Origin of the sequence: Serpentinimonas maccroryi (genome assembly GCF_000828915.1) — a bacterium.
Lineage (GTDB): Bacteria > Pseudomonadota > Gammaproteobacteria > Burkholderiales > Burkholderiaceae_C > Serpentinimonas > Serpentinimonas maccroryi.
In genome coordinates this window covers 1451955-1469515 of the sequence record NZ_AP014569.1, presented here as the reverse complement: position 1 = coordinate 1469515, position 17561 = coordinate 1451955, and the positions used below count along the sequence as shown (strand labels likewise).

Below are 17561 nucleotides of genomic sequence, written 5' to 3'. Positions count from 1 at the left end.
TCCCCTATGTCTGCAAACAAAGTGCTGTTCGGCTTCCATGCCGTCGGGGTGCGCCTGAAAATCGCTCCGGCCTCGGTGATCGAGGTTTTATACGACCCCACGCGCCGCGATGCGCGCATGAAGGCCTTTTTGGAGCGTGCGCGCGAGGCCCATGTGCGCCTGATCGAGGCCGATTCTTTGCGCATCGCCAAACTGGCGGGCAGCCACGGCCACCAAGGGGTGGCGGCGCGGGTGCTGGCGGTGCCCAGCGCGCGCTCGCTCGACGAGCTGCTCGAGCGCCTAGAGGCGGCGGGTAGCGCGGGAAGCGCGGGAAGCGCGGTCAACCCAAGCAGCCTGAGCAACCCAAGCATCTCAAGCAGCTCAAGCAGTCTGTCTGCCGCACTTGCTGGTGGCGGTTCAGACCTAGCCGATCCAGCCCCAACTACGCCGCCACACCCAAGCCCAGCCCCCGAAGGCCGCAGCGCCTCTACACAGCCGCTGCTGCTGGTGCTCGACGGCGTGACCGACCCGCACAACCTCGGGGCCTGCCTGCGCGTGGCCGACGGGGCCGGGGTGCACGCCGTGATCGCGCCCAAAGACCACGCCGCCGGCATCAACGCCACCGTAGCCAAGGTGGCCAGCGGCGCCGCCGACACCGTGCCCTATTTCATGGTCACCAACCTCGCCCGCACCTTGGGCGAGCTCAAAGAGCGCAACATCTGGGTGGTGGGTGCCAGCGATCAGGCCAGCAAAACGCTCTATCAGACCGATCTGCGCGGCCCGTTGGCCTTGGTTCTGGGCGCCGAGGGGCAGGGCATGCGCCAGCTCACGAGCAAGAGCTGCGACGCGCTGGTGCGCATCCCCATGCACGGCGCGGTCGAGAGCCTCAACGTCTCGGTGGCCAGCGCGATCTGCCTCTACGAGGCGTTGCGCCAGCGCGGTTAAGCTATTTTCAATGGGGCGAGCTTTTGGGGCCAGCCTTAGCCGAGCCCAGCCTGCGCTAGGCCTTGCGCCGACGACCCAAACGCTGCGCCGCTCTGGGTGAGTGCGCTCAAGGCCGGCGGCTGCGCTGCAGCGCCTGCGCCACCTCGAGCACCAGCGCTGGCCCGCGGTAGATCAGGCCGCTGTAGAGCTGCACCAAGTCGGCGCCGGCTTCAATCTTGCTGATCGCGTCGGCGCCGCTCAAAATGCCGCCGACGCCGATGATCGGAAAGTGCGGCCCCAAGCGCTGGCGCAGCGCGCGCACGACGGCGTTGCTGGCGTGCAGCAGCGGCGCACCCGAGAGGCCGCCGGCCTCGTCGGCGTGCGCTTGGCCCTGCACGGCGCTGCGGCTCAGGGTGGTGTTGGTGGCGATGACGCCGTCCATGCCGTGGCGCAGCAGGGCGGCGGCGATGGCCTCGATCTGCTCGGCCTCTAGGTCGGGCGCGATCTTGATGAACAGCGGCCGGCGCACGCCGCTGGCCGCGCTGAGTTCGGCACGGCGCTGGGCCAAGGCGGCCAGCAGTTGTTCCAGCGCGGCGTCGCTTTGCAGGGCGCGCAGGTTTTGCGTGTTGGGGCTGGAGATGTTCACCGCCACGTAGTCGGCATGGGGGTAAACGGCCTCCAGCGCGGTGAGGTAGTCGTCGCTGGCGCGCTCGATCGGGGTCGCGGCGTTTTTGCCGATGTTGAGCCCCAGCACCAAGGCAGGCGCGGCGCCATTCGCGCCATTTATACCCGGCGAGTCTGGTGAGCCGGATATGGCGGATGCAGTAGAAATTGCAGAAGTAGCGGATGTGCCAGAAGTGGCGGGGCCGCCAGAAGCGCCAGCGGCGCCGCTGGAGCGCTGGGCGCGCAGGTGGCTGCGGCGCACGTTGGCCACGAAGGCCGCCAGCCCGTCGTTGTTGAAGCCGAGCCGGTTGATCAATGCTTGGCTCTGGGGCAGGCGAAAGATGCGCGGTTTGGGGTTGCCGGCTTGCGCCAGCGGCGTCACGGTGCCGACTTCGACCAAGCCAAAGCCCAGCGCCCCCCAAGCGTCGATGCAGCGCGCGTTTTTGTCCAGCCCAGCGGCCAAGCCGACGCGGTTGGGAAAGCGCAGCCCGGCCAGCGTGATCGGGTCGGCCACGCGCGGCTGCTGGAGCAAGGCGCGCAGCGGGCTGTGTTGCAGGCGCTCGAGCTGCGCCAGCGCGAGGTCGTGCGCTTTCTCGGCGTCGAGGCAGAACAAAAAGGGACGCAGGAGCGGGTAGGGCAGCAGTGACATGGGGATAATGCGGTTTTTGTAAAAGTGTGCGGGGCAGTCGGGCCGGCGCTATTGTCCCAAATGCCGGTCAGGCTTGGGCCCGGCCCCGAAGGCTCCAAGCTCGAATCCTTTTTGCCCTCCGACAGCCCTTTGCACACTCGCCCCTCCAAGCGAGCACATTCAACCCGCGACCGAGCAAACCCAAGCACCATGAACCAAGACCAACTCAAAACCCTCGTCGGCCAAGCCGCCTTGCAGTACGTGTTGCCGGGGGAATACGTGGGCGTGGGCACCGGCTCGACCGTGAACAAGTTTATCGACGCGCTGGCCAGCCTCAAGGGCCAGATCCGCGGTGCCGTATCCAGTTCCGAGGCCTCGTCGGAGCGCTTGCGCGCCCACGGCATCGAGGTCATCGACGCCAATGCGGTGGATGCGCTGGCGCTGTACGTCGATGGCGCCGACGAGATCGACCCCAGCGGCTGCATGATCAAGGGCGGCGGCGCGGCGCTGACGCGTGAGAAGATCGTGGCCGCGCTGGCCCAGCGTTTTGTCTGCATCGCCGACCAGAGCAAATACGTGCCGGTGCTGGGGCGCTTTGCGCTGCCGGTCGAGGTGATCCCGATGGCGGCGCAGCAGATCGTGCGCCGCTTTGCCGCCTTGGGCGGTGTGGCCACGCTGCGCCTGCAAGCCGACGGCAGCGCGCTGCGCACCGACAACGGCCAGCACATCCTCGACGTGACCGGGCTGCGCATCCCAGACCCGCTGGCCTTCGAGAGCGCAGTGAACAACTGGCCGGGCGTGGTCTGCGTGGGCGTATTCGCGCACCAGAAGGCCAGCGTGTGCCTGCTGGGCACGCCCGAGGGCGTGAAGACGCTGACCTTTTGAACGCTTAAGCGGTTGCCGGTTCCAAGGCATCCGCAGCCAAGTCCGCATCCGCCATGCCCTGATGGCGCAGCAGCGCGTCGATGCGCGGCTCGCGGCCCCTGAAGGCTTGGAACGACTCCAGCGCCGGGCGGCTGCCACCCACTTCGAGGATGGTCTGGCGCAGGTGGCGGCCGGTGGCTGGGTCGAGCACGTTGCCGCCATTGTGAGCGGCGGCTTCCTCGAAGGCGGCGTAGGCGTCGGCGCTCAGCACCTCGGCCCATTTGTAGCTGTAATAACCAGCCGCGTAGCCACCGGCAAACACATGGCTGAAGCTGTGCGGCATGCGCTGCCACGGCGGCGCCTCGAGCACCGCCACTTCGGCGCGCACCTGCGCCAGCAGCGCCATGGTGTCGGCGCTGCCGTCGGCGGCCAGCGGCGCGCCGCCGCTGTGCAGCAGCAGGTCGAACAGGGCGAACTCGACCTGGCGCAGCGTTTGCAGCCCGCTCTGAAAGTTTTTCGCGGCCAGCATCTTGTCGTAGAGCGCGCGCGGCAGCGCGGCGCCGCTGTCCACGTGCGCGCTCAAATGGCGCAGCACCTCCCACTCCCAGCAGAAGTTTTCCATGAACTGGCTCGGCAGCTCGACCGCGTCCCACTCGACGCCGCTGATGCCGGCGACGTCGCGCTCTTGCACCTGCGTCAGCAGGTGGTGCAGGCCGTGGCCGAACTCATGGAACAGGGTGATCACGTCGTCGTGCGTGAGCAGGGCCGGGCGGCCATCTAGGCCCTCGGCAAAGTTGCACACGAGGTGGGCCACCGGGGTTTGCAGGCCGGCGCCGTCGGGGCGCAGCCAGCGGCAGCGGGCGCCGTCCATCCACGCGCCGCCGCGTTTGCCGTTGCGCGCGCCGGGGTCGAGGTAAAAGTGGGCGATCGGGGTGGGCGCGGCGGCGCTGCCCGCTGGTGCTGGGCGCTCGATGCAAAAAAACTGCACGCCGGGGTGCCAGCTGGGGGCGTGGTCGGGCCGGATGCGGACTTCAAACAAGGTTTCGATGAGGCCAAACAGCCCTTCGAGCACCTTGGGCGCGGTGAAGTAGGGTTTCACTTCCTGCTCGCTGTAGGCGTAGCGCGCCAGCCGCAGTTGCTCGCCGATGTAGGTCCAGTCCCAGGCTTGGGGGTCGGGCAAGTCGAGCTGTTCGGCGGCAAAGGCGCGCAGGTCGGCCAGGTCGCGTTGCGCCCAAGGGCGTGCGCGCGCCGCCAGTTGGCGCAAAAAGGCGCTCACTTGTTCGGCGCTGTCGGCCATTTTGGGCGCCAGCGACACCGCCGCGTAGTGCGGGTAGCCCAGCAGCTGCGCCTCTTCGTGGCGCAGCGCCAGGATCTGGCTGATCAGGGCGCTGTTGTCGTGCTCTGGCGTGCTGCCGAGCTCGCTGGCGCGGGTGGCGTAGGCGCGGTAGAGGCGCTGGCGCAGCTCGCGGTGGCGGGCAAACTGCATCAAGGGCAGGTAGCAGGGCAGCTTGAGCGTGAGCAGGTGGCCCTCGGCGTGGCCGGCGGCCTGTGCCGCGGCGCGGGTGGCGGCCAGCACATCGGGCGGCACGCCGTCGAGCTCGTCGGCGCGGGCCACATACTGCCAGGCGTCGGTGGCGTCGAGCAGGTTTTCGCTGAACTTTTGCTGCAGCTCGGCCAGTTGCTCTTGGATGGCGGCAAAGCGCTCTTTGGCCGCACCCTGCAGCTCGGCGCCGCCGAGCACGAAGCCGCGCAGCGCCAGCGTGCGCGCCCGCGCCTGCTCGGGCGTCAGGCGCGCCGGGTCTAGGGCTTTGTAGCGCGCGTACAAGCGCTCGTCGCAGCCCAAGCCGGTCCAAAAGGCGGTCACGGGGGCCAGCATGGCGTTGTAGGCGGCGCGCAACTCGGGCGTGTCGGCCACGGCGTTGAGGTGGCTCACGGCGCTCCAAGCGCGCTCCAAGCGCTCGGTGGCCACGTCGAGCACCGCCGCCATGCGCTGCCAGTCAGGTGGGAAGTCGGGGGCCGTGACCTGTGCCAGTGCGGCCTCGGCCTGTTGCAGCAGCTGCTCGATGGCCGGTTGCACGTGCTCGGGCCGGATGGCGTCGAAGCGCGGCAGGCCGGTGCCGTCGAGCAGCGGGTTGGCGCTGGCCGTGGCGGCAGTGGGCGGGGTGGCCGGGTTGGGTGGCGAGCCGGTGGACATGAACACCCTTTAGCGCGACTGGCTGGCTTTTTTCACGCTCACCGGCCCGGTGGGGCGCGCGCGCTTGACCAAGCCGCCGGGCGTGAGGCGCTGGTTGCCCAGCACGCGCACGGTTTTCACTTCCGGGCGCTGGCCGCCCTTTTTGCTGTATTTGAGCACCTTGTATTCGCGCGGGCCGGGTTTGCGCTCTTCGTCGGGGGCGGCGCTGGCTTTTTCCTTGGGCGGCAGTGGGCGCCAGAGCACCAGCAGCTTGCCGATGTGCTGGATCGGGGCGGCGTTGAGCTCGGCCGCCAGCGTGTGCAGGTAGGCGTCGCGCTGGTTGCGGTCGTCGTTGAACACGCGCACCTTGATCAGGCCGTGGGCTTGCAGGGCGGCCTCGACGGCTTGGGTTACGGCGGGGGTCAGGCCCTCGTGGCCGATCAGCACCACCGGTTCGAGGTGGTGCGCGTTGGCGCGATGGATTTTTCGGGCGGCGGGGGTGAGTTCGATTTGAGGCATGGGACAATTATCCCCGCATGAAGGTCAAAACACAAAGCAAGAAGGTCAATAAGGCCTGGCTCAATCAACACGCCAACGATCCATGGGTCAAGCTGGCTCAGAAGGAGGGCTACCGCGCGCGCGCCGCCTTCAAGCTGCAAGAGATCGATCAGACCCTGCAGCTGGTGCGCCCCGGCCAGTGCATCGTCGATCTGGGGTGCGCGCCGGGGGCTTGGTGCCAGTACCTGCGCCGCCGCTTGGCGCCTAGCGGTGCTGCGTCGGGCGCGCTCAAGGGCCGCATCATCGGCATCGACCTGCTGCCCATCGAGCCGATCGAGGGCGTGCAGTTCATCCAAGGCGATTTTGGTGACGCGCCGTTGCTGGCGCAGCTGCTCCAGGCGCTGGGTTTGCCGGATGCGGCAGCGCCAGCGGGCAGCGCTGCGCCGCGGGTGGTCGATCTGGTGCTGTCGGATATGGCGCCCAACCTGTCGGGCATCGAGGGCGTGGATGCCGCGCGCATCGTGTATCTGGTCGAGCTGGCGCTGGATTTTGCCCAAGCCCAGCTCAAGCCCGAGGGCGCGCTGGTGGCCAAGGTCTTTCATGGCAGCGGCTACGAAGGCCTGGTGCAGGCCTTTAGGGCGGCGTTCAGGCAGGTCAAGGCGCTCAAGCCCAAGGCTTCGCGCGACAAATCTTCTGAAACCTTTTTGGTCGGGATTGGTCTTAAAACCACAGCATAAAGTTGTGCTATCCGCGTCATGCAGATGGATTTCATGCAGCGCCGTGCGTGGGGACTTGAAAGCCCTAAAATGGTGCCCATGTGCAGCGCAGTGTCAGAGTCGGAATTAAGCAGGAGTTTGCCTTGAACAACCAGTGGTTTGCCAAAGTGGCGGTGTGGATGGTGGTGGCCATGGTGCTGTTCACCGTCTTCAACCAATTCCAGGGGGCACCCACGGCCGGGGCTACGCCCATCGCCTACTCCGACTTTCTGGATCAGGTGCGCGCCAGCCGCATCCAGAGCGCCACCATCCAAGAGGGCGCCAACGGCACCGAGATCACCGCCGTCACCACCGACGGGCAGCGCGTGCGCACCCAAGCCACCTTCCTCGACCGCGGCCTGATCGGTGACCTGATCGCCCACAACGTGCGCTTCGACGTGCAGCCGCGCCAAGAGGCCTCGCTGCTCATGACCATTCTGGTCAGCTGGGGCCCGATGCTCTTGCTCATCGGCGTCTGGATCTACTTCATGCGCCAGATGCAAGGCGGCGGCCGCGGCGGCGCCTTCAGCTTTGGCAAGAGCAAGGCGCGCATGCTCGACGACAGCGCCAACACCGTCACCTTTGCCGACGTGGCTGGCTGCGACGAGGCCAAAGAGGAAGTCAAAGAGGTGGTCGATTTCCTCAAAGACCCGGCGCGTTTCCAAAAACTGGGCGGGCGCATTCCGCGTGGGTTGCTGTTGGTCGGGCCGCCGGGCACCGGCAAGACGCTGCTGGCCAAGTCCATCGCCGGCGAGGCCAAGGTGCCGTTTTTCAGCATCTCGGGTTCCGACTTCGTCGAGATGTTCGTCGGCGTGGGCGCGGCCCGGGTGCGCGACATGTTCGATCAGGCCAAGAAAAACTCGCCTTGTATCATCTTCATCGACGAGATCGACGCCGTGGGGCGCCAGCGCGGTGCCGGCTTGGGCGGCGGCAACGACGAGCGCGAGCAGACCCTGAACCAGATGCTGGTCGAGATGGACGGCTTCGAGACCAACTTGGGCGTGATCGTGATCGCCGCCACCAACCGGCCCGACATTTTGGATGCCGCGCTGCTGCGCCCGGGTCGTTTTGACCGCCAAGTTTATGTCACGCTGCCCGACATTCGCGGCCGCGAGCAGATCCTCAACGTGCACATGCGCAAAGTGCCTTTGGGTACCGACGTCAGCGCGGCCATCATCGCCCGTGGCACCCCCGGCATGAGCGGCGCCGATCTGGCCAACCTGTGCAACGAGGCCGCGCTGATGGCGGCGCGGCGCAATGCGCGCATGGTCGATATGCAGGACTTCGAGAAGGCCAAGGACAAAATCCTCATGGGCCCCGAGCGCAAGAGCATGGTCATGCCCGAGGAAGAGCGGCGCAACACCGCCTACCACGAGTCCGGCCACGCCCTGATCGGCAAGCTGCTGCCCAAGTGCGACCCGGTGCACAAGGTCACCATCATCCCGCGCGGCCGCGCCTTGGGCGTGACCATGAGCCTGCCCGAAAAGGACCGCTACAGCTTCGACAAGCACTACATGCTGAATCAGATCAGCATGCTGTTTGGCGGCCGCATCGCCGAAGAGGTGTTCATGAACCAGATGACCACCGGGGCCAGCAACGACTTCGAGCGCGCCACCCACATCGCGCGCGACATGGTGATGCGCTACGGCATGAGCGACGAGCTCGGGCCCATGGTCTATGCCGAAAACGAGGGCGAGGTGTTCTTGGGCCGCTCGATCACCAAGACCACCCACATCAGTGAAGAGACCATGCGCCGCGTCGATGCCGAGGTGCGCCGCATCATCGACGAGCAGTACGCGCTGGCACGCAAGCTGATTGAAGAAAACGCCGACAAAATGCACGCCATGGCCAAGGCGCTGCTCGAGTGGGAGACCATCGACAGCGAGCAGATCGACGACATCATGGCCGGCAAACCGCCGCGCGCGCCCAAAGACTGGACGCCGCGCAACCCCAGCGTGGGCGGTGGCGGTGGCGGCGGCTCGACTGCGGTCAAACCCGAGGCGGCACCCACCGCAGCGTGAGCGCGCCCAGCCCGGGCTTAGCCGAAAGCGCCGTTGGCAGCGGCGCTACCGGCACAGCGGCTGGTCGCTGCGTCTGGCAGACCAGCCGCTTTGCGCTCGACTTGGCGCAGCCGCGCGTGATGGGCATCCTCAACCTCACGCCCGATTCCTTCTCCGACGGCGGCCTGTACCTAAACCCCAGCGCCGCCCTGCGCCACGCCGAGCGCCTGCTCTCCGATGGGGCCGATGTGCTCGACCTCGGGGCCGAATCGACCCGGCCCGGCGCCACGCCGCTGCCGCTGGAGGCCGAGCTGCAGCGCCTGCTGCCGCTGCTGCGCGAGCTGCGCGGCTGGCAGGTGCCGCTGTCGATCGACACCTACAAACCCGAAGCCATGCAAGCCTGCCTCGACGAGGGGGCCGACATCATCAACGACGTCTGGGCGCTGCGCCGCACCGCCAGCTCCGGCCCAGTTGGCCAGCCGAGCGGCCCGAGCGGCCCGAGCGCCGAGGAGGTGCTGGCGCAGCACCCCACCTGCGGCGTCTGCCTGATGCACATGCACCTCGAGCCGCAAACCATGCAAAGCGCGCCCATGAGCGGCGACGTGCTGCCCCAAGTGGCCGATTTTTTGCAACAGCGCGCGCTCGATCTGCAGGCGCGCGGGGTGGCGCGCGCGCGCATCGTGCTCGACCCCGGCATTGGCTTTGGCAAAACGGTGGCGCAAAACTTTGCCCTGCTGGCGCGCCAGAGCGAGCTGCTGGCGCTGGGCTACCCGCTGCTGCTGGGGTGGTCGCGCAAATCGTCGCTGGGCGCCGTCACGGGCTGCGCGCAAGCGGCCGAGCGCGTGCCCGCCAGCGTGGCTGCGGCGCTGCTGGCGCTCGAGCGCGGGGCGCGCATCGTGCGCGTGCACGATGTGGCGCCCACGGTGCAGGCCCTCAAGGTTTGGCAGGCCATGCGCGAGCAGGCGCGATAATTCAAATCTTTTAGGGCAGGACAGCACCGGCATGAGCAGCAGACAGTACTTTGGCACCGACGGCATTCGCGGCACGGTCGGCCAGCCGCCCATCACCCCCGACTTTGTGTTGCGGCTGGCCCATGCCGTGGGGCGCGTGCTCAAGCGCAACCAGTCGCACCCCAAGGTGCTGATCGGCAAAGACACGCGCATCTCGGGCTACATGCTCGAGTCGGCGCTGGAGTCGGGGTTCAACTCGGCCGGGGTCGATGTGGTGTTGCTCGGGCCCTTGCCTACCCCGGCGGTGGCCTACCTCACGCGGGCGCAGCGCGCCAGCCTCGGCGTGGTGATTTCGGCCAGCCACAACCCCTTTGCCGACAACGGCATCAAGTTTTTTAGCGCCCAAGGCAGCAAGCTCAGCGACGAGTGGGAGCTCGAGGTCGAGGCCGCGCTCAGCCAGCCGCCGCACTGGGCCGCTTCGGCGCAACTGGGCCGCACGCAGCGCCTCAACGACGCCGCCGGGCGCTACATCGAGTTTTGCAAGAGCACCTTTGGCACCGATCTGACGCTGCGCGGGCTCAAAATCGTCGTCGATGCCGCGCACGGCGCCGCCTACCACATCGCGCCCAAGGTCTTTCACGAGCTCGGGGCCGAGGTGATCGAGATCGGCTGCCAGCCCGACGGCTTCAACATCAACCACGAGGTCGGGGCCACGCACCCGCAGGCGCTGGTGGCGGCGGTGGCGCAGCACCGCGCCGACCTCGGCATCGCCCTCGATGGCGACGCCGATCGCCTGCTGCTGGTCGATGCCCAAGGCCGGCTCTACAACGGCGACGAGCTGCTGTATCTGCTGGCCGACGACCGCCTTGGGCGCGATGAGGTGGTGCCGGGTGTGGTGGGCACGCTGATGACCAACATGGCGGTGGAGCTCGCCCTGCAAGCCAAGGGCGTGCCGCTGCGCCGCGCCGCGGTGGGCGACCGCTACGTGCTCGAAGAGCTGCAACGCCAGCGCTGGCAGCTCGGCGGCGAAGGCTCGGGGCACCTGCTGATTCTGGACAAGCAGACCACGGGCGATGGCATCGTGGCCGCTTTGCAGGTGTTGCAGGTGTGCGTGCGCAGCGGCCAGTCGCTGGCGCAGCTGCTGCAGGGCCTGACGCTGTTTCCGCAAACCCTGCTCAACGTGCGCCTGCAGCCCGGGCAAGACTGGCAAACCCATGCCGCCCTAGCGCGCACGCTGGCGCAGGCCGAAGCCGCGCTGCAGGGGCGGGGGCGGGTGTTGATACGCGCCAGCGGCACCGAGCCGCTGCTGCGCGTGATGGTCGAGGCGCGCGAAGCCGCGCTGGCGCAAGGCTGGGCCGAGCGCTTGGTGGCCAGCTTGGCCGAGAGCGCCTAGCGTGCGGCTGCAGCCTACACGCTGACGGCAAGCGAAGGCTGCTCAGACGGAGTTTGGGTATGCGGGTTTACGCGGAGTTGTCACATTTCGGGGTGCGGGCCGTTCCATAATTGAACGTTATGGCCTTTCAGGGAATCGTAAACCAGACGCATGAGCACCACACCGCCCCCTAAGCACGGTTTTTTAGACCGCGACCAAAGCATACTTGCCTTCAACGAACGCGTGCTCGACTTGGCCCGCCGGCCGGCCGTGCCCATGTTGGAGCGGCTGCGCTACCTGACCATCGTTTCGTCCAACCTCGATGAGTTTTTTGAGGTGCGTTTTGCGCCGCAGCTGGCGGCTTTCATGGCCAACGAGCAGCGCGGCGTCATCACGGCCCAGAGCTTTCGCGAAGTGGCGGCAAAGGTTCATGCCTTGGTGGATTTGCAATACCTGATCCTCAACGAGGAGCTGTTGCCGATCTTGGAAAAACGCGGCGTCAAAATCGTGGCGCACAGCGAGCGCACGCCGGTGCAGCGGCGCTGGGTGAGGGAATACTTCGCCACCGAGGTGCAGCCACTGCTGCTGCCGGTGGGGCTCGACCCCTCGCACCCTTTCCCGCAGGTGGCCAACAAGTCGCTCAATTTCATCGTGCGGCTGGCTGGGCGCGACGCCTTCGGGCGCGAAAACGAAGTGGCCATCGTCAAGGTGCCGCGTTCGCTGCCGCGCTATCTGCGCATCCCCGGCATGCGCATGAGCAAAACCGCTTGCTTCATCTCGATTTCGAGCCTGATCCGCTCGCATCTGGGCGACCTGTTCCCGGGCCGCACGGTGACCGAGTTCTCGCAGTTTCGCGTCACGCGCCACTCCGATCTGGCGGTCGATGAAGAAGAGGTCAAAAACCTGCGCACGGCCATGCGCCTTGGGCTGCAGCACCGCCACTACGGCCAGGCGCTGCGGCTCGAAGTCTCGGCCGGCTGCTCCGAATTTTTGTCTGATTTTCTGCTGCAGCAGTTCAACTTGCCACCCGAGTGCCTGTTTCGCGTCAGCGGGCCGGTGAATCTGGTGCGCATGACGCAGCTGATCGACCTGCTCGAGTTGCCCGCGCTGCGCTTCGAGCCCTACTTGCCCGGCTGGCCCTCGCAACTGGTGCCAGGGCAGTCGTTTTTTGAGCGCCTGAAAAAGGGCGACGTGCTCATCCACCAGCCCTACGAGAGCTTCGACGCCGTGCTGGCGTTTTTGCGCGAGGCGGTCGAAGACCCGCAGGTGCTGGCGATCAAACAGACCATCTACCGCACCGGCAGCAAGGGCGAGATGGCCGAGCTGCTGCGCGAAGCGGTGCGCCGCGGCAAAGAGGTCACGGCGGTGGTCGAACTCAAGGCGCGCTTCGACGAAGAGGCCAACATCAACCAGGCCGAGCGGCTCGAGTCGGTCGGGGCGCAGGTGGTGTATGGCATCGTCGGGCTCAAAACGCACGCCAAGATGCTGCTCATCACGCGGCGCGAAGAGGGGCGGCTGGTGCGCTACGCCCATCTGTCCACCGGCAATTACAACCCCGGCACGGCGCGGCTGTACACCGATTTCAGCTACCTCACGGCCGACGAGGCCCTGACCAGCGACCTCGACCACGTGTTTTTGCATCTGGCCAGCCAGAGCCGTCTGCCCAAGCTGCACAAGGTGCTGGCGGCGCCGTTTTACCTGCACAAAGGCATGCTCGAGCGCATCGAGGCCTGTGTGGCGGCCGCCAAACAAGGGTTAGAGGCGCGCATCATTCTCAAAACCAACGCCCTCACCGACGAGCCGCTGGCGCGCGCGCTGGCGCACGCTTCGCAGGCCGGGGTGCAGATCGACGCCATCGTGCGTGGGGCCTGCATTTTGCCGGCTGGGGTGCCGGGCTACACCGACAACGTGCGCATCCGCTCCGTCATCGGCCGCCTGCTCGAGCACTCGCGCGTGTTTTATTTCCGCTACGGCGAGCACGAGGAGCTGTGGCTCTCGAGCGCCGACTGGATGAACCGCAACATGCTGCGCCGCGTTGAGCTGGCGTGGCCGGTGACCGACCCGGCGCTGCGCCAGCGCGTGATGGAAGAGGGCATCCACCAGTACCTGCACGACAGCCGCGACGCCTGGCTGCTGCAACCCGACGGCAGCTACGCGCGCGCCGGGATGCACCAAGGGCGCGGCCGCAACCCGCTGCACTCGGCCCAGACCAACCTCATGACCCGCCACGGGAGCAAAGGATGAACATGGACTTGATCCTCTGGCGCCACGCCGAAGCCGAAGATTTGGAAGAGACCGAAGAGGGTTGCGGCGCCGACCTCTCGCGGCGCCTCACGCCCAAGGGCGAGCGCCAGGCGCTGCGCATGGCGGCTTGGCTCGACCGCCAGCTGCCCGAAGGGGTGCGCGTGTATTGCAGCCCCGCCGTGCGCACCGAACAGACCGTGATCGCGCTCGGGCGCAAATACAAGGCCCGCGACGAACTGCGCCCCGATGGCTCGGTCGACGAGCTGCTGCAACTGGTGCAGTGGCCTGACGCGCGTCAGCCTGCCTTGGTCGTTGGCCACCAGCCCACCTTGGGCCGCACCGTGGCCCGGCTGCTCGATTGGCGCGAGGAAGACTGCTCGATCCGCAAGGGCTCGGTCTGGTGGCTGCGCCAGCGCGAGCGCGACGGCCGCCCACAAACCGTGATCGTGACCGTGCAAACGCCCGAACTGCTTTGATTAGCCTAGTTAGCGCAAATCCAAGTCCAGCGCCCAGTGCGTTTTTTGCCAGGCCAGCGCTTCTTCCTCCAGCAGCCAAGCCGATTGCGGATAGCGCTTGGACCAACCCGGCACCGAGCTGAACTTAAAGCGGTTGGCTTTGTAGCCCAGCCGCAGGGCGGCGGTATCGGGGTCTTTGCGGGCGTGGCACAGCAGCACCGCCAGCCGCAGACACAACAGCTGCTTGGCAAACAGCTCTTCTTGCAGCTCGGGTTCGATCTTGCGCAGCTTGCCGCGCTGGCCCAGCACCAAGCGGCTCATGCGGTGCAGCTCGGGCAGCGAAAAGCCCGGCGCGTCCACGTGGTCGAGGATGTAGGCCCCGTGGCGGTAGGATTGTTCGTGCGAGATGTGGGTGCCGATCTCGTGCAGGCGCGCCGCCCAGTCGAGCTTGCGCGAGTAGCGGCCGTTGAGCGGGTCTTCGTCGGCCACTTGCGCAAACAGCCGCACCGCCAAAGCGGCCACGCGCTCGGCCTGGGCCTGATCCACCGCGTAGCGCGCCCCCAGCCAGCGCACCGTGCGCTCGCGGATGTCGGTCTGGTCGCTCTCGCGGTCGATTAGGTCAAACAGCGCGCCTTGGCGCAATGCCCCGTAGGAGCGGTGCAGCACCTGCAGATCAAAGAGCTCAAACAGTGTGTGCAGCACGCTCAAGCCGCCGCACAGCACCGGGCGCCGGTCGTCGCGCAGGCCCTCAAGGCGCAGATCGCTCACGTTGCCGGCGCGCAGCAGGCGCTCGGTGAGCCAGTCCAAGCCGGGGCGGGTGATCACATCGGGCTCAAAACCGTTGAGCGCCAGTATTTCGCACACCGCGCCGGCGCTGCCCGATGAGCCATAAGCCAGCTTCCATTCGGCAGCGGGAAAGGTGTCTAGGGCCTCGTCGAGCACCGCCTTGGCCGCGATCACGGCAGTGCGCAGCATGGGCGTGGTGAACTGGCCGCGGGCAAAATAGCGCTGCGTCCACGACACCGAACCCAAACGGTAGGATTCCAGTCGCAGCGGCTCGTAGCCCAGGCCCAAGATGATTTCGGTCGAGCGCCCACCGATGTCGATCACCAAGCGCCGCTCGTCCGACTGCGGCAGCAGGTGCGAGGCGCCCTGATAGATCAGCCGCGCCTCCTCGTGGCCAGAAATCACGTCGATCGCAAAACCCAGCACCGCCTGCGCCTTGCGCATGAAGTCGTCGCGGTTGCGGGCCTCGCGCAGGGTTTGGGTGGCCACGGCGCGCACTTGGGTTTTCTTGAAGCCTTGCAGGCGCTCGCCAAAGCGCGCCAAGCACTCCCAGCCGCGCTCCATGGCGGCCAAGCTCAGGTTTTTGTACTCGTCGAGCCCGGCCCCCAAGCGCACCGGTTCCTTGATGTAATCGACCCGGGCCACATGCCCCGAGTCGTAGCGGCCGACCTCGAGCCTGAAGCTGTTCGAGCCCAAATCCACTGCCGCTAAAAGGGTTCCGTTGTCCATAATGGTATGTACCTATTCCGGCCAAGCATACCACTGGCTGGGCGGGCTCCTGACGCTCAGGACCGACTGCACCGACTCACTTGAACGGCGGCATGCCGCAAGCGACAGCGATCCCGTGCTGCTGATAGCAGCACCCACCGCGCCCCAGCCTTGGTGCGTACTATAGAGGGTTGGCGCGTGCAGATCGGCCTTTCGCTTGATTCCAAGGTCGCGTTTTGCTACATTTGCAGCGGCATGCCACAGGAGAAGCTGTCATGAGTGTTTCGATTCGAATCGACCCTGCTTTGTACGAAAGCGCCAAGGTGCGCGCCAAGGCCGAAATGCGCTCGGTTCCGCAGCAAGTGGCTTATTGGGCCAAGGTGGGGCGGGCAGCGCTTGACAACCCATACTTGCCCATTGAGTTTGTGCGCGACACCCTGCAGGCGCTCGAAGAGGAATCAGAGCCCTTCGTCTTGCCTGAAGCATGAGCCTCGTGCTGCAGCAACGCCCCGCCTTCAAGCGGGCCTACAAAAAGCTGCACCCCAACCAACGCGATGCCGTCCACGCCGCCATGTTTGCTCAGCGCTCAGCGCGTGGCGGGCGTCAAGGCCAATGGTTCGGTCATGGGCGGGGCTCAAAATTGGCCGTAAAAGTCTTCCTTGAAGCGGCCGATTTGATGCATGCGCTCGTGCAGGATGGTTACGATGCCGATGTCACCGTTGGATAAGCGCCGCCAATACACGAAGTGCCGTTCGTGGCGGAAGAAGAAACCTTCAACCCCGAATGCAGCCGGCACTGGTCTAGAGGCCACCCCGTGCGTCTCGATGCGTTCAAACGCCTCGAACAGCCCGCAGATGTAGCGGTCGGCTTGCGCTTGGCCCCAGCGCTCACGCGTGTAACGGTAGATCTCGTCCAGCCGCCAAGACGCAGCCTCTTGAACGCGCACGGTGGGCATCGTTCAGGCACCTGCAGCATTGCGCGTGATCACATCCGCTGCCGTCAAAGGGCGGTAGGCCGACTCGGGTGCAGCAAAGGCCTGCGCCAACTCCGCCTTCAGCCGGTCAAAGGCCTGTTGTTCCTTGCGCTCCATGTCGCGCCGGATCAGATCGCGCACGTACTCGCTCACGTTCTCGTAGGCGCCGTCTTGCTGCACGTTGGTGGCTACAAACGCGCTGAGCGCGGGGTTCAGGCGCACGGTCATGGTGGTGGTTTGTGACATGGTGATCAGCGGGCATGCTAGGCTGTCTTCATTCTAATCATTATTGAAGACATTGATAGACAAGACTGCCGCTGCCGCTTTGCCTAAAATCTCGCGATGACCTCGGTTCCACACCTCGGTATCCGCGCACCCAGCACCAAACCAACCGCGCCCATGCCCGCACCCCAAGCCGATCAAGGCCAAGCCGCCCAACCCAGTCCTTCTGGCGGTTACAGCCCTTGGCGGGTGTGCGTGGCCCCGATGCTCGACTGGAGCGACCGTCACTGCCGCTACCTGCACCGCCTGCTCACGCGCCACACCCGGCTCTATACCGAGATGGTGACCACCGGCGCCTTGCTGCACGGCGATGTGGCGCGGCACTTGCGCTTCGATGCCGCCGAGCACCCGCTGGCCTTGCAGCTCGGGGGCAGCGAGCCCGACGAGCTGGCCCGGTGTGCGCGTTTGGGGCAGGAGTGGGGCTACGACGAGATCAACCTCAACTGCGGTTGCCCGAGCCCGCGGGTGCAGCGCGGCGCCTTTGGCGCTTGCCTGATGAGCGAGCCGCAGCGCGTGGCCGACTGTGTGCGCGCCATGCGCGCGGCTGTCGATGTGCCGGTGACGGTCAAGCACCGCATCGGCATCGACGAGGAGCAGAGCTATGGCTTTGTGCGCGATTTCGTGGGCACGGTGTCCGAATCGGGCTGCACGGTGTTCATCGTACATGCGCGCAACGCCTGGTTGCAGGGCCTGAGCCCCAAAGAAAACCGCGAAGTGCCGCCGCTGCGCTACGAGTGGGTACACCAGCTCAAGCGCGATTTTCCGGCCCTCACGCTGGTGCTCAATGGCGGCTTGCAAAGCGCGGCGCAGATGGCCGAGCAGCTGCAACACGTGGACGGCGTGATGGTGGGGCGCAGTGCCTACCACCAGCCGTGGCTGCTGCACGATTGGGACGCGCAGTTCTTTGGCCACAGCCACCCGGCGCCCAGCCGCGACGCGGTTGAGGCCGCCATGCTCGATTACATGGAGCGCCAAGCCGCACTCGAGGGCACGCCTTGGTACGCGGTGGCGCGCCACCTGCTGGGCCTGCGCCACGGCCAGCCGGGGGCGCGGCGCTGGCGCCAAGTCTGGAGCGACCACCGGCTCAAACACCAGCCCGCGCGCCACGTGTGGCAACTGGCGCAGCAGGCTTTGCACGCGGGTGTGGGTGAGCAGGGCGCGGGCCCCGAGCCGGCCTTGTCTGGGTGCGCGCCGACCTCTGCCCCCGATCCCGCTCTCACCCCCGCTCCCGCCTACAGCACTGCCACCTAGCAGGGCATCGCCGCCGCGGCGTGCACGCCGGCGCGCCAGCGCCTATGATCGCTCAC

General features: G+C 66.7%; 16 protein-coding genes. 10 read left to right on the top strand and 6 right to left on the bottom strand.

Annotated elements, in window-relative coordinates; translation table 11 throughout:
• Positions 1-6 precede the first annotated feature (6 nt).
• A complete protein-coding gene (rlmB, locus tag SMCB_RS13090) occupies positions 7-924 on the top strand; it encodes a 23S rRNA (guanosine(2251)-2'-O)-methyltransferase RlmB (protein WP_045535880.1) in 918 nt (305 codons plus the stop codon).
• Positions 925-1030: 106 nt separating this feature from the next.
• Here rlmB and pyrD read toward each other — a convergent pair whose 3' ends face one another.
• A complete protein-coding gene (gene pyrD / locus SMCB_RS06755) occupies positions 1031-2215 on the bottom strand; it encodes a dihydroorotate dehydrogenase (quinone) (RefSeq protein ID WP_045535879.1) in 1185 nt (394 codons plus the stop codon).
• Positions 2216-2404: 189 nt separating this feature from the next.
• On the opposite strand from pyrD, the gene rpiA reads away from it, so the two are divergent.
• Complete coding sequence (gene rpiA / locus SMCB_RS06750; RefSeq protein WP_045535878.1) at positions 2405-3079, top strand: ribose-5-phosphate isomerase RpiA; 675 nt, start codon at positions 2405-2407, stop codon at positions 3077-3079.
• 4 nt (positions 3080-3083) lie between these two features.
• On the opposite strand, the gene SMCB_RS06745 is transcribed toward rpiA, so the two are convergent.
• Entirely contained in the window at positions 3084-5252 is a 2169-nt protein-coding gene (locus SMCB_RS06745) for a M3 family metallopeptidase (protein WP_045535877.1), read from the bottom strand.
• Between the two features lie 9 nt (positions 5253-5261).
• The gene (locus SMCB_RS06740) at positions 5262-5750 is read right to left on the bottom strand and encodes a YhbY family RNA-binding protein (RefSeq protein WP_045535876.1); all 489 of its coding nucleotides are present in this window, start codon (positions 5748-5750) and stop codon (positions 5262-5264) included.
• Positions 5751-5767: 17 nt separating this feature from the next.
• Here SMCB_RS06740 and SMCB_RS06735 point away from each other — a divergent pair, with 17 nt between their 5' ends.
• The 6 genes from SMCB_RS06735 (at position 5768) to SMCB_RS06710 (ending at position 13526) form a co-directional block, all read left to right on the top strand.
• Complete coding sequence (locus tag SMCB_RS06735) at positions 5768-6466, top strand: RlmE family RNA methyltransferase (protein WP_045535875.1); 699 nt, start codon at positions 5768-5770, stop codon at positions 6464-6466.
• 122 nt (positions 6467-6588) lie between these two features.
• Positions 6589-8505: an ATP-dependent zinc metalloprotease FtsH gene (gene ftsH, locus SMCB_RS06730; RefSeq protein ID WP_045535874.1), complete on the top strand. Its 1917-nt coding sequence runs from the start codon at positions 6589-6591 to the stop codon at positions 8503-8505.
• 119 nt (positions 8506-8624) lie between these two features.
• Positions 8625-9455 carry a dihydropteroate synthase gene (gene folP, locus SMCB_RS06725; RefSeq protein WP_045537775.1) on the top strand — a complete coding sequence of 277 codons (831 nt, stop codon included), beginning with the start codon at positions 8625-8627 and terminating at the stop codon, positions 9453-9455.
• Between the two features lie 31 nt (positions 9456-9486).
• The gene (gene glmM / locus SMCB_RS06720) at positions 9487-10827 is read left to right on the top strand and encodes a phosphoglucosamine mutase (RefSeq protein ID WP_045535873.1); all 1341 of its coding nucleotides are present in this window, start codon (positions 9487-9489) and stop codon (positions 10825-10827) included.
• Positions 10828-10977: 150 nt separating this feature from the next.
• Entirely contained in the window at positions 10978-13050 is a 2073-nt protein-coding gene (ppk1, locus tag SMCB_RS06715) for a polyphosphate kinase 1 (RefSeq protein ID WP_045535872.1), read from the top strand.
• Between the two features lie 2 nt (positions 13051-13052).
• Complete coding sequence (locus tag SMCB_RS06710; protein WP_045535871.1) at positions 13053-13526, top strand: SixA phosphatase family protein; 474 nt, start codon at positions 13053-13055, stop codon at positions 13524-13526.
• 9 nt (positions 13527-13535) lie between these two features.
• Here the strand turns inward: SMCB_RS06710 and SMCB_RS06705 are convergent, their stop codons facing one another.
• Positions 13536-15020 carry a Ppx/GppA phosphatase family protein gene (locus tag SMCB_RS06705; protein WP_045535870.1) on the bottom strand — a complete coding sequence of 495 codons (1485 nt, stop codon included), beginning with the start codon at positions 15018-15020 and terminating at the stop codon, positions 13536-13538.
• Between the two features lie 254 nt (positions 15021-15274).
• Between SMCB_RS06705 and SMCB_RS06700 the strand changes: the two genes are divergently transcribed.
• Positions 15275-15487 (top strand): TA system antitoxin ParD family protein, encoded by a 213-nt coding sequence (locus SMCB_RS06700; RefSeq protein WP_045535869.1) that lies wholly within the window; start codon positions 15275-15277, stop codon positions 15485-15487.
• Positions 15488-15633: 146 nt separating this feature from the next.
• On the opposite strand, the gene SMCB_RS06695 is transcribed toward SMCB_RS06700, so the two are convergent.
• Together SMCB_RS06695 and SMCB_RS06690 are read right to left on the bottom strand one after the other, a co-directional pair.
• Entirely contained in the window at positions 15634-15954 is a 321-nt protein-coding gene (locus SMCB_RS06695; protein ID WP_045535868.1) for a type II toxin-antitoxin system RelE/ParE family toxin, read from the bottom strand.
• Between the two features lie 3 nt (positions 15955-15957).
• On the bottom strand, positions 15958-16218 hold the full coding sequence (locus SMCB_RS06690; protein WP_045535867.1) for a ribbon-helix-helix domain-containing protein: 261 nt from the start codon (positions 16216-16218) through the stop codon (positions 15958-15960).
• A 153-nt stretch (positions 16219-16371) separates the two neighbouring features.
• Between SMCB_RS06690 and dusA the strand changes: the two genes are divergently transcribed.
• Positions 16372-17505, top strand: coding sequence for a tRNA dihydrouridine(20/20a) synthase DusA (gene dusA / locus SMCB_RS06685; protein WP_082027279.1), 1134 nt, complete (start codon positions 16372-16374; stop codon positions 17503-17505).
• The last annotated feature ends 56 nt before the right edge of the window (positions 17506-17561 follow it).

Excerpts from the sequence above, each read along its gene's own strand:
- rlmB (WP_045535880.1), top strand. The coding sequence starts at position 7 with ATGTCTGCAAACAAAGTGCTGTTCGGCTTCCATGCCGTCGGGGTGCGC.
- pyrD (WP_045535879.1), bottom strand. The coding sequence starts at position 2,215 with ATGTCACTGCTGCCCTACCCGCTCCTGCGTCCCTTTTTGTTCTGCCTC.
- rpiA (WP_045535878.1), top strand. The coding sequence starts at position 2,405 with ATGAACCAAGACCAACTCAAAACCCTCGTCGGCCAAGCCGCCTTGCAG.
- SMCB_RS06745 (WP_045535877.1), bottom strand. The coding sequence starts at position 5,252 with ATGTCCACCGGCTCGCCACCCAACCCGGCCACCCCGCCCACTGCCGCC.
- SMCB_RS06740 (WP_045535876.1), bottom strand. The coding sequence starts at position 5,750 with ATGCCTCAAATCGAACTCACCCCCGCCGCCCGAAAAATCCATCGCGCC.
- SMCB_RS06735 (WP_045535875.1), top strand. The coding sequence starts at position 5,768 with ATGAAGGTCAAAACACAAAGCAAGAAGGTCAATAAGGCCTGGCTCAAT.
- folP (WP_045537775.1), top strand. The coding sequence starts at position 8,625 with ATGGGCATCCTCAACCTCACGCCCGATTCCTTCTCCGACGGCGGCCTG.
- glmM (WP_045535873.1), top strand. The coding sequence starts at position 9,487 with ATGAGCAGCAGACAGTACTTTGGCACCGACGGCATTCGCGGCACGGTC.
- ppk1 (WP_045535872.1), top strand. The coding sequence starts at position 10,978 with ATGAGCACCACACCGCCCCCTAAGCACGGTTTTTTAGACCGCGACCAA.
- SMCB_RS06710 (WP_045535871.1), top strand. The coding sequence starts at position 13,053 with ATGGACTTGATCCTCTGGCGCCACGCCGAAGCCGAAGATTTGGAAGAG.
- SMCB_RS06705 (WP_045535870.1), bottom strand. The coding sequence starts at position 15,020 with ATGGACAACGGAACCCTTTTAGCGGCAGTGGATTTGGGCTCGAACAGC.
- SMCB_RS06700 (WP_045535869.1), top strand. The coding sequence starts at position 15,275 with ATGAGTGTTTCGATTCGAATCGACCCTGCTTTGTACGAAAGCGCCAAG.
- SMCB_RS06695 (WP_045535868.1), bottom strand. The coding sequence starts at position 15,954 with ATGCCCACCGTGCGCGTTCAAGAGGCTGCGTCTTGGCGGCTGGACGAG.
- SMCB_RS06690 (WP_045535867.1), bottom strand. The coding sequence starts at position 16,218 with ATGTCACAAACCACCACCATGACCGTGCGCCTGAACCCCGCGCTCAGC.
- dusA (WP_082027279.1), top strand. The coding sequence starts at position 16,372 with ATGCCCGCACCCCAAGCCGATCAAGGCCAAGCCGCCCAACCCAGTCCT.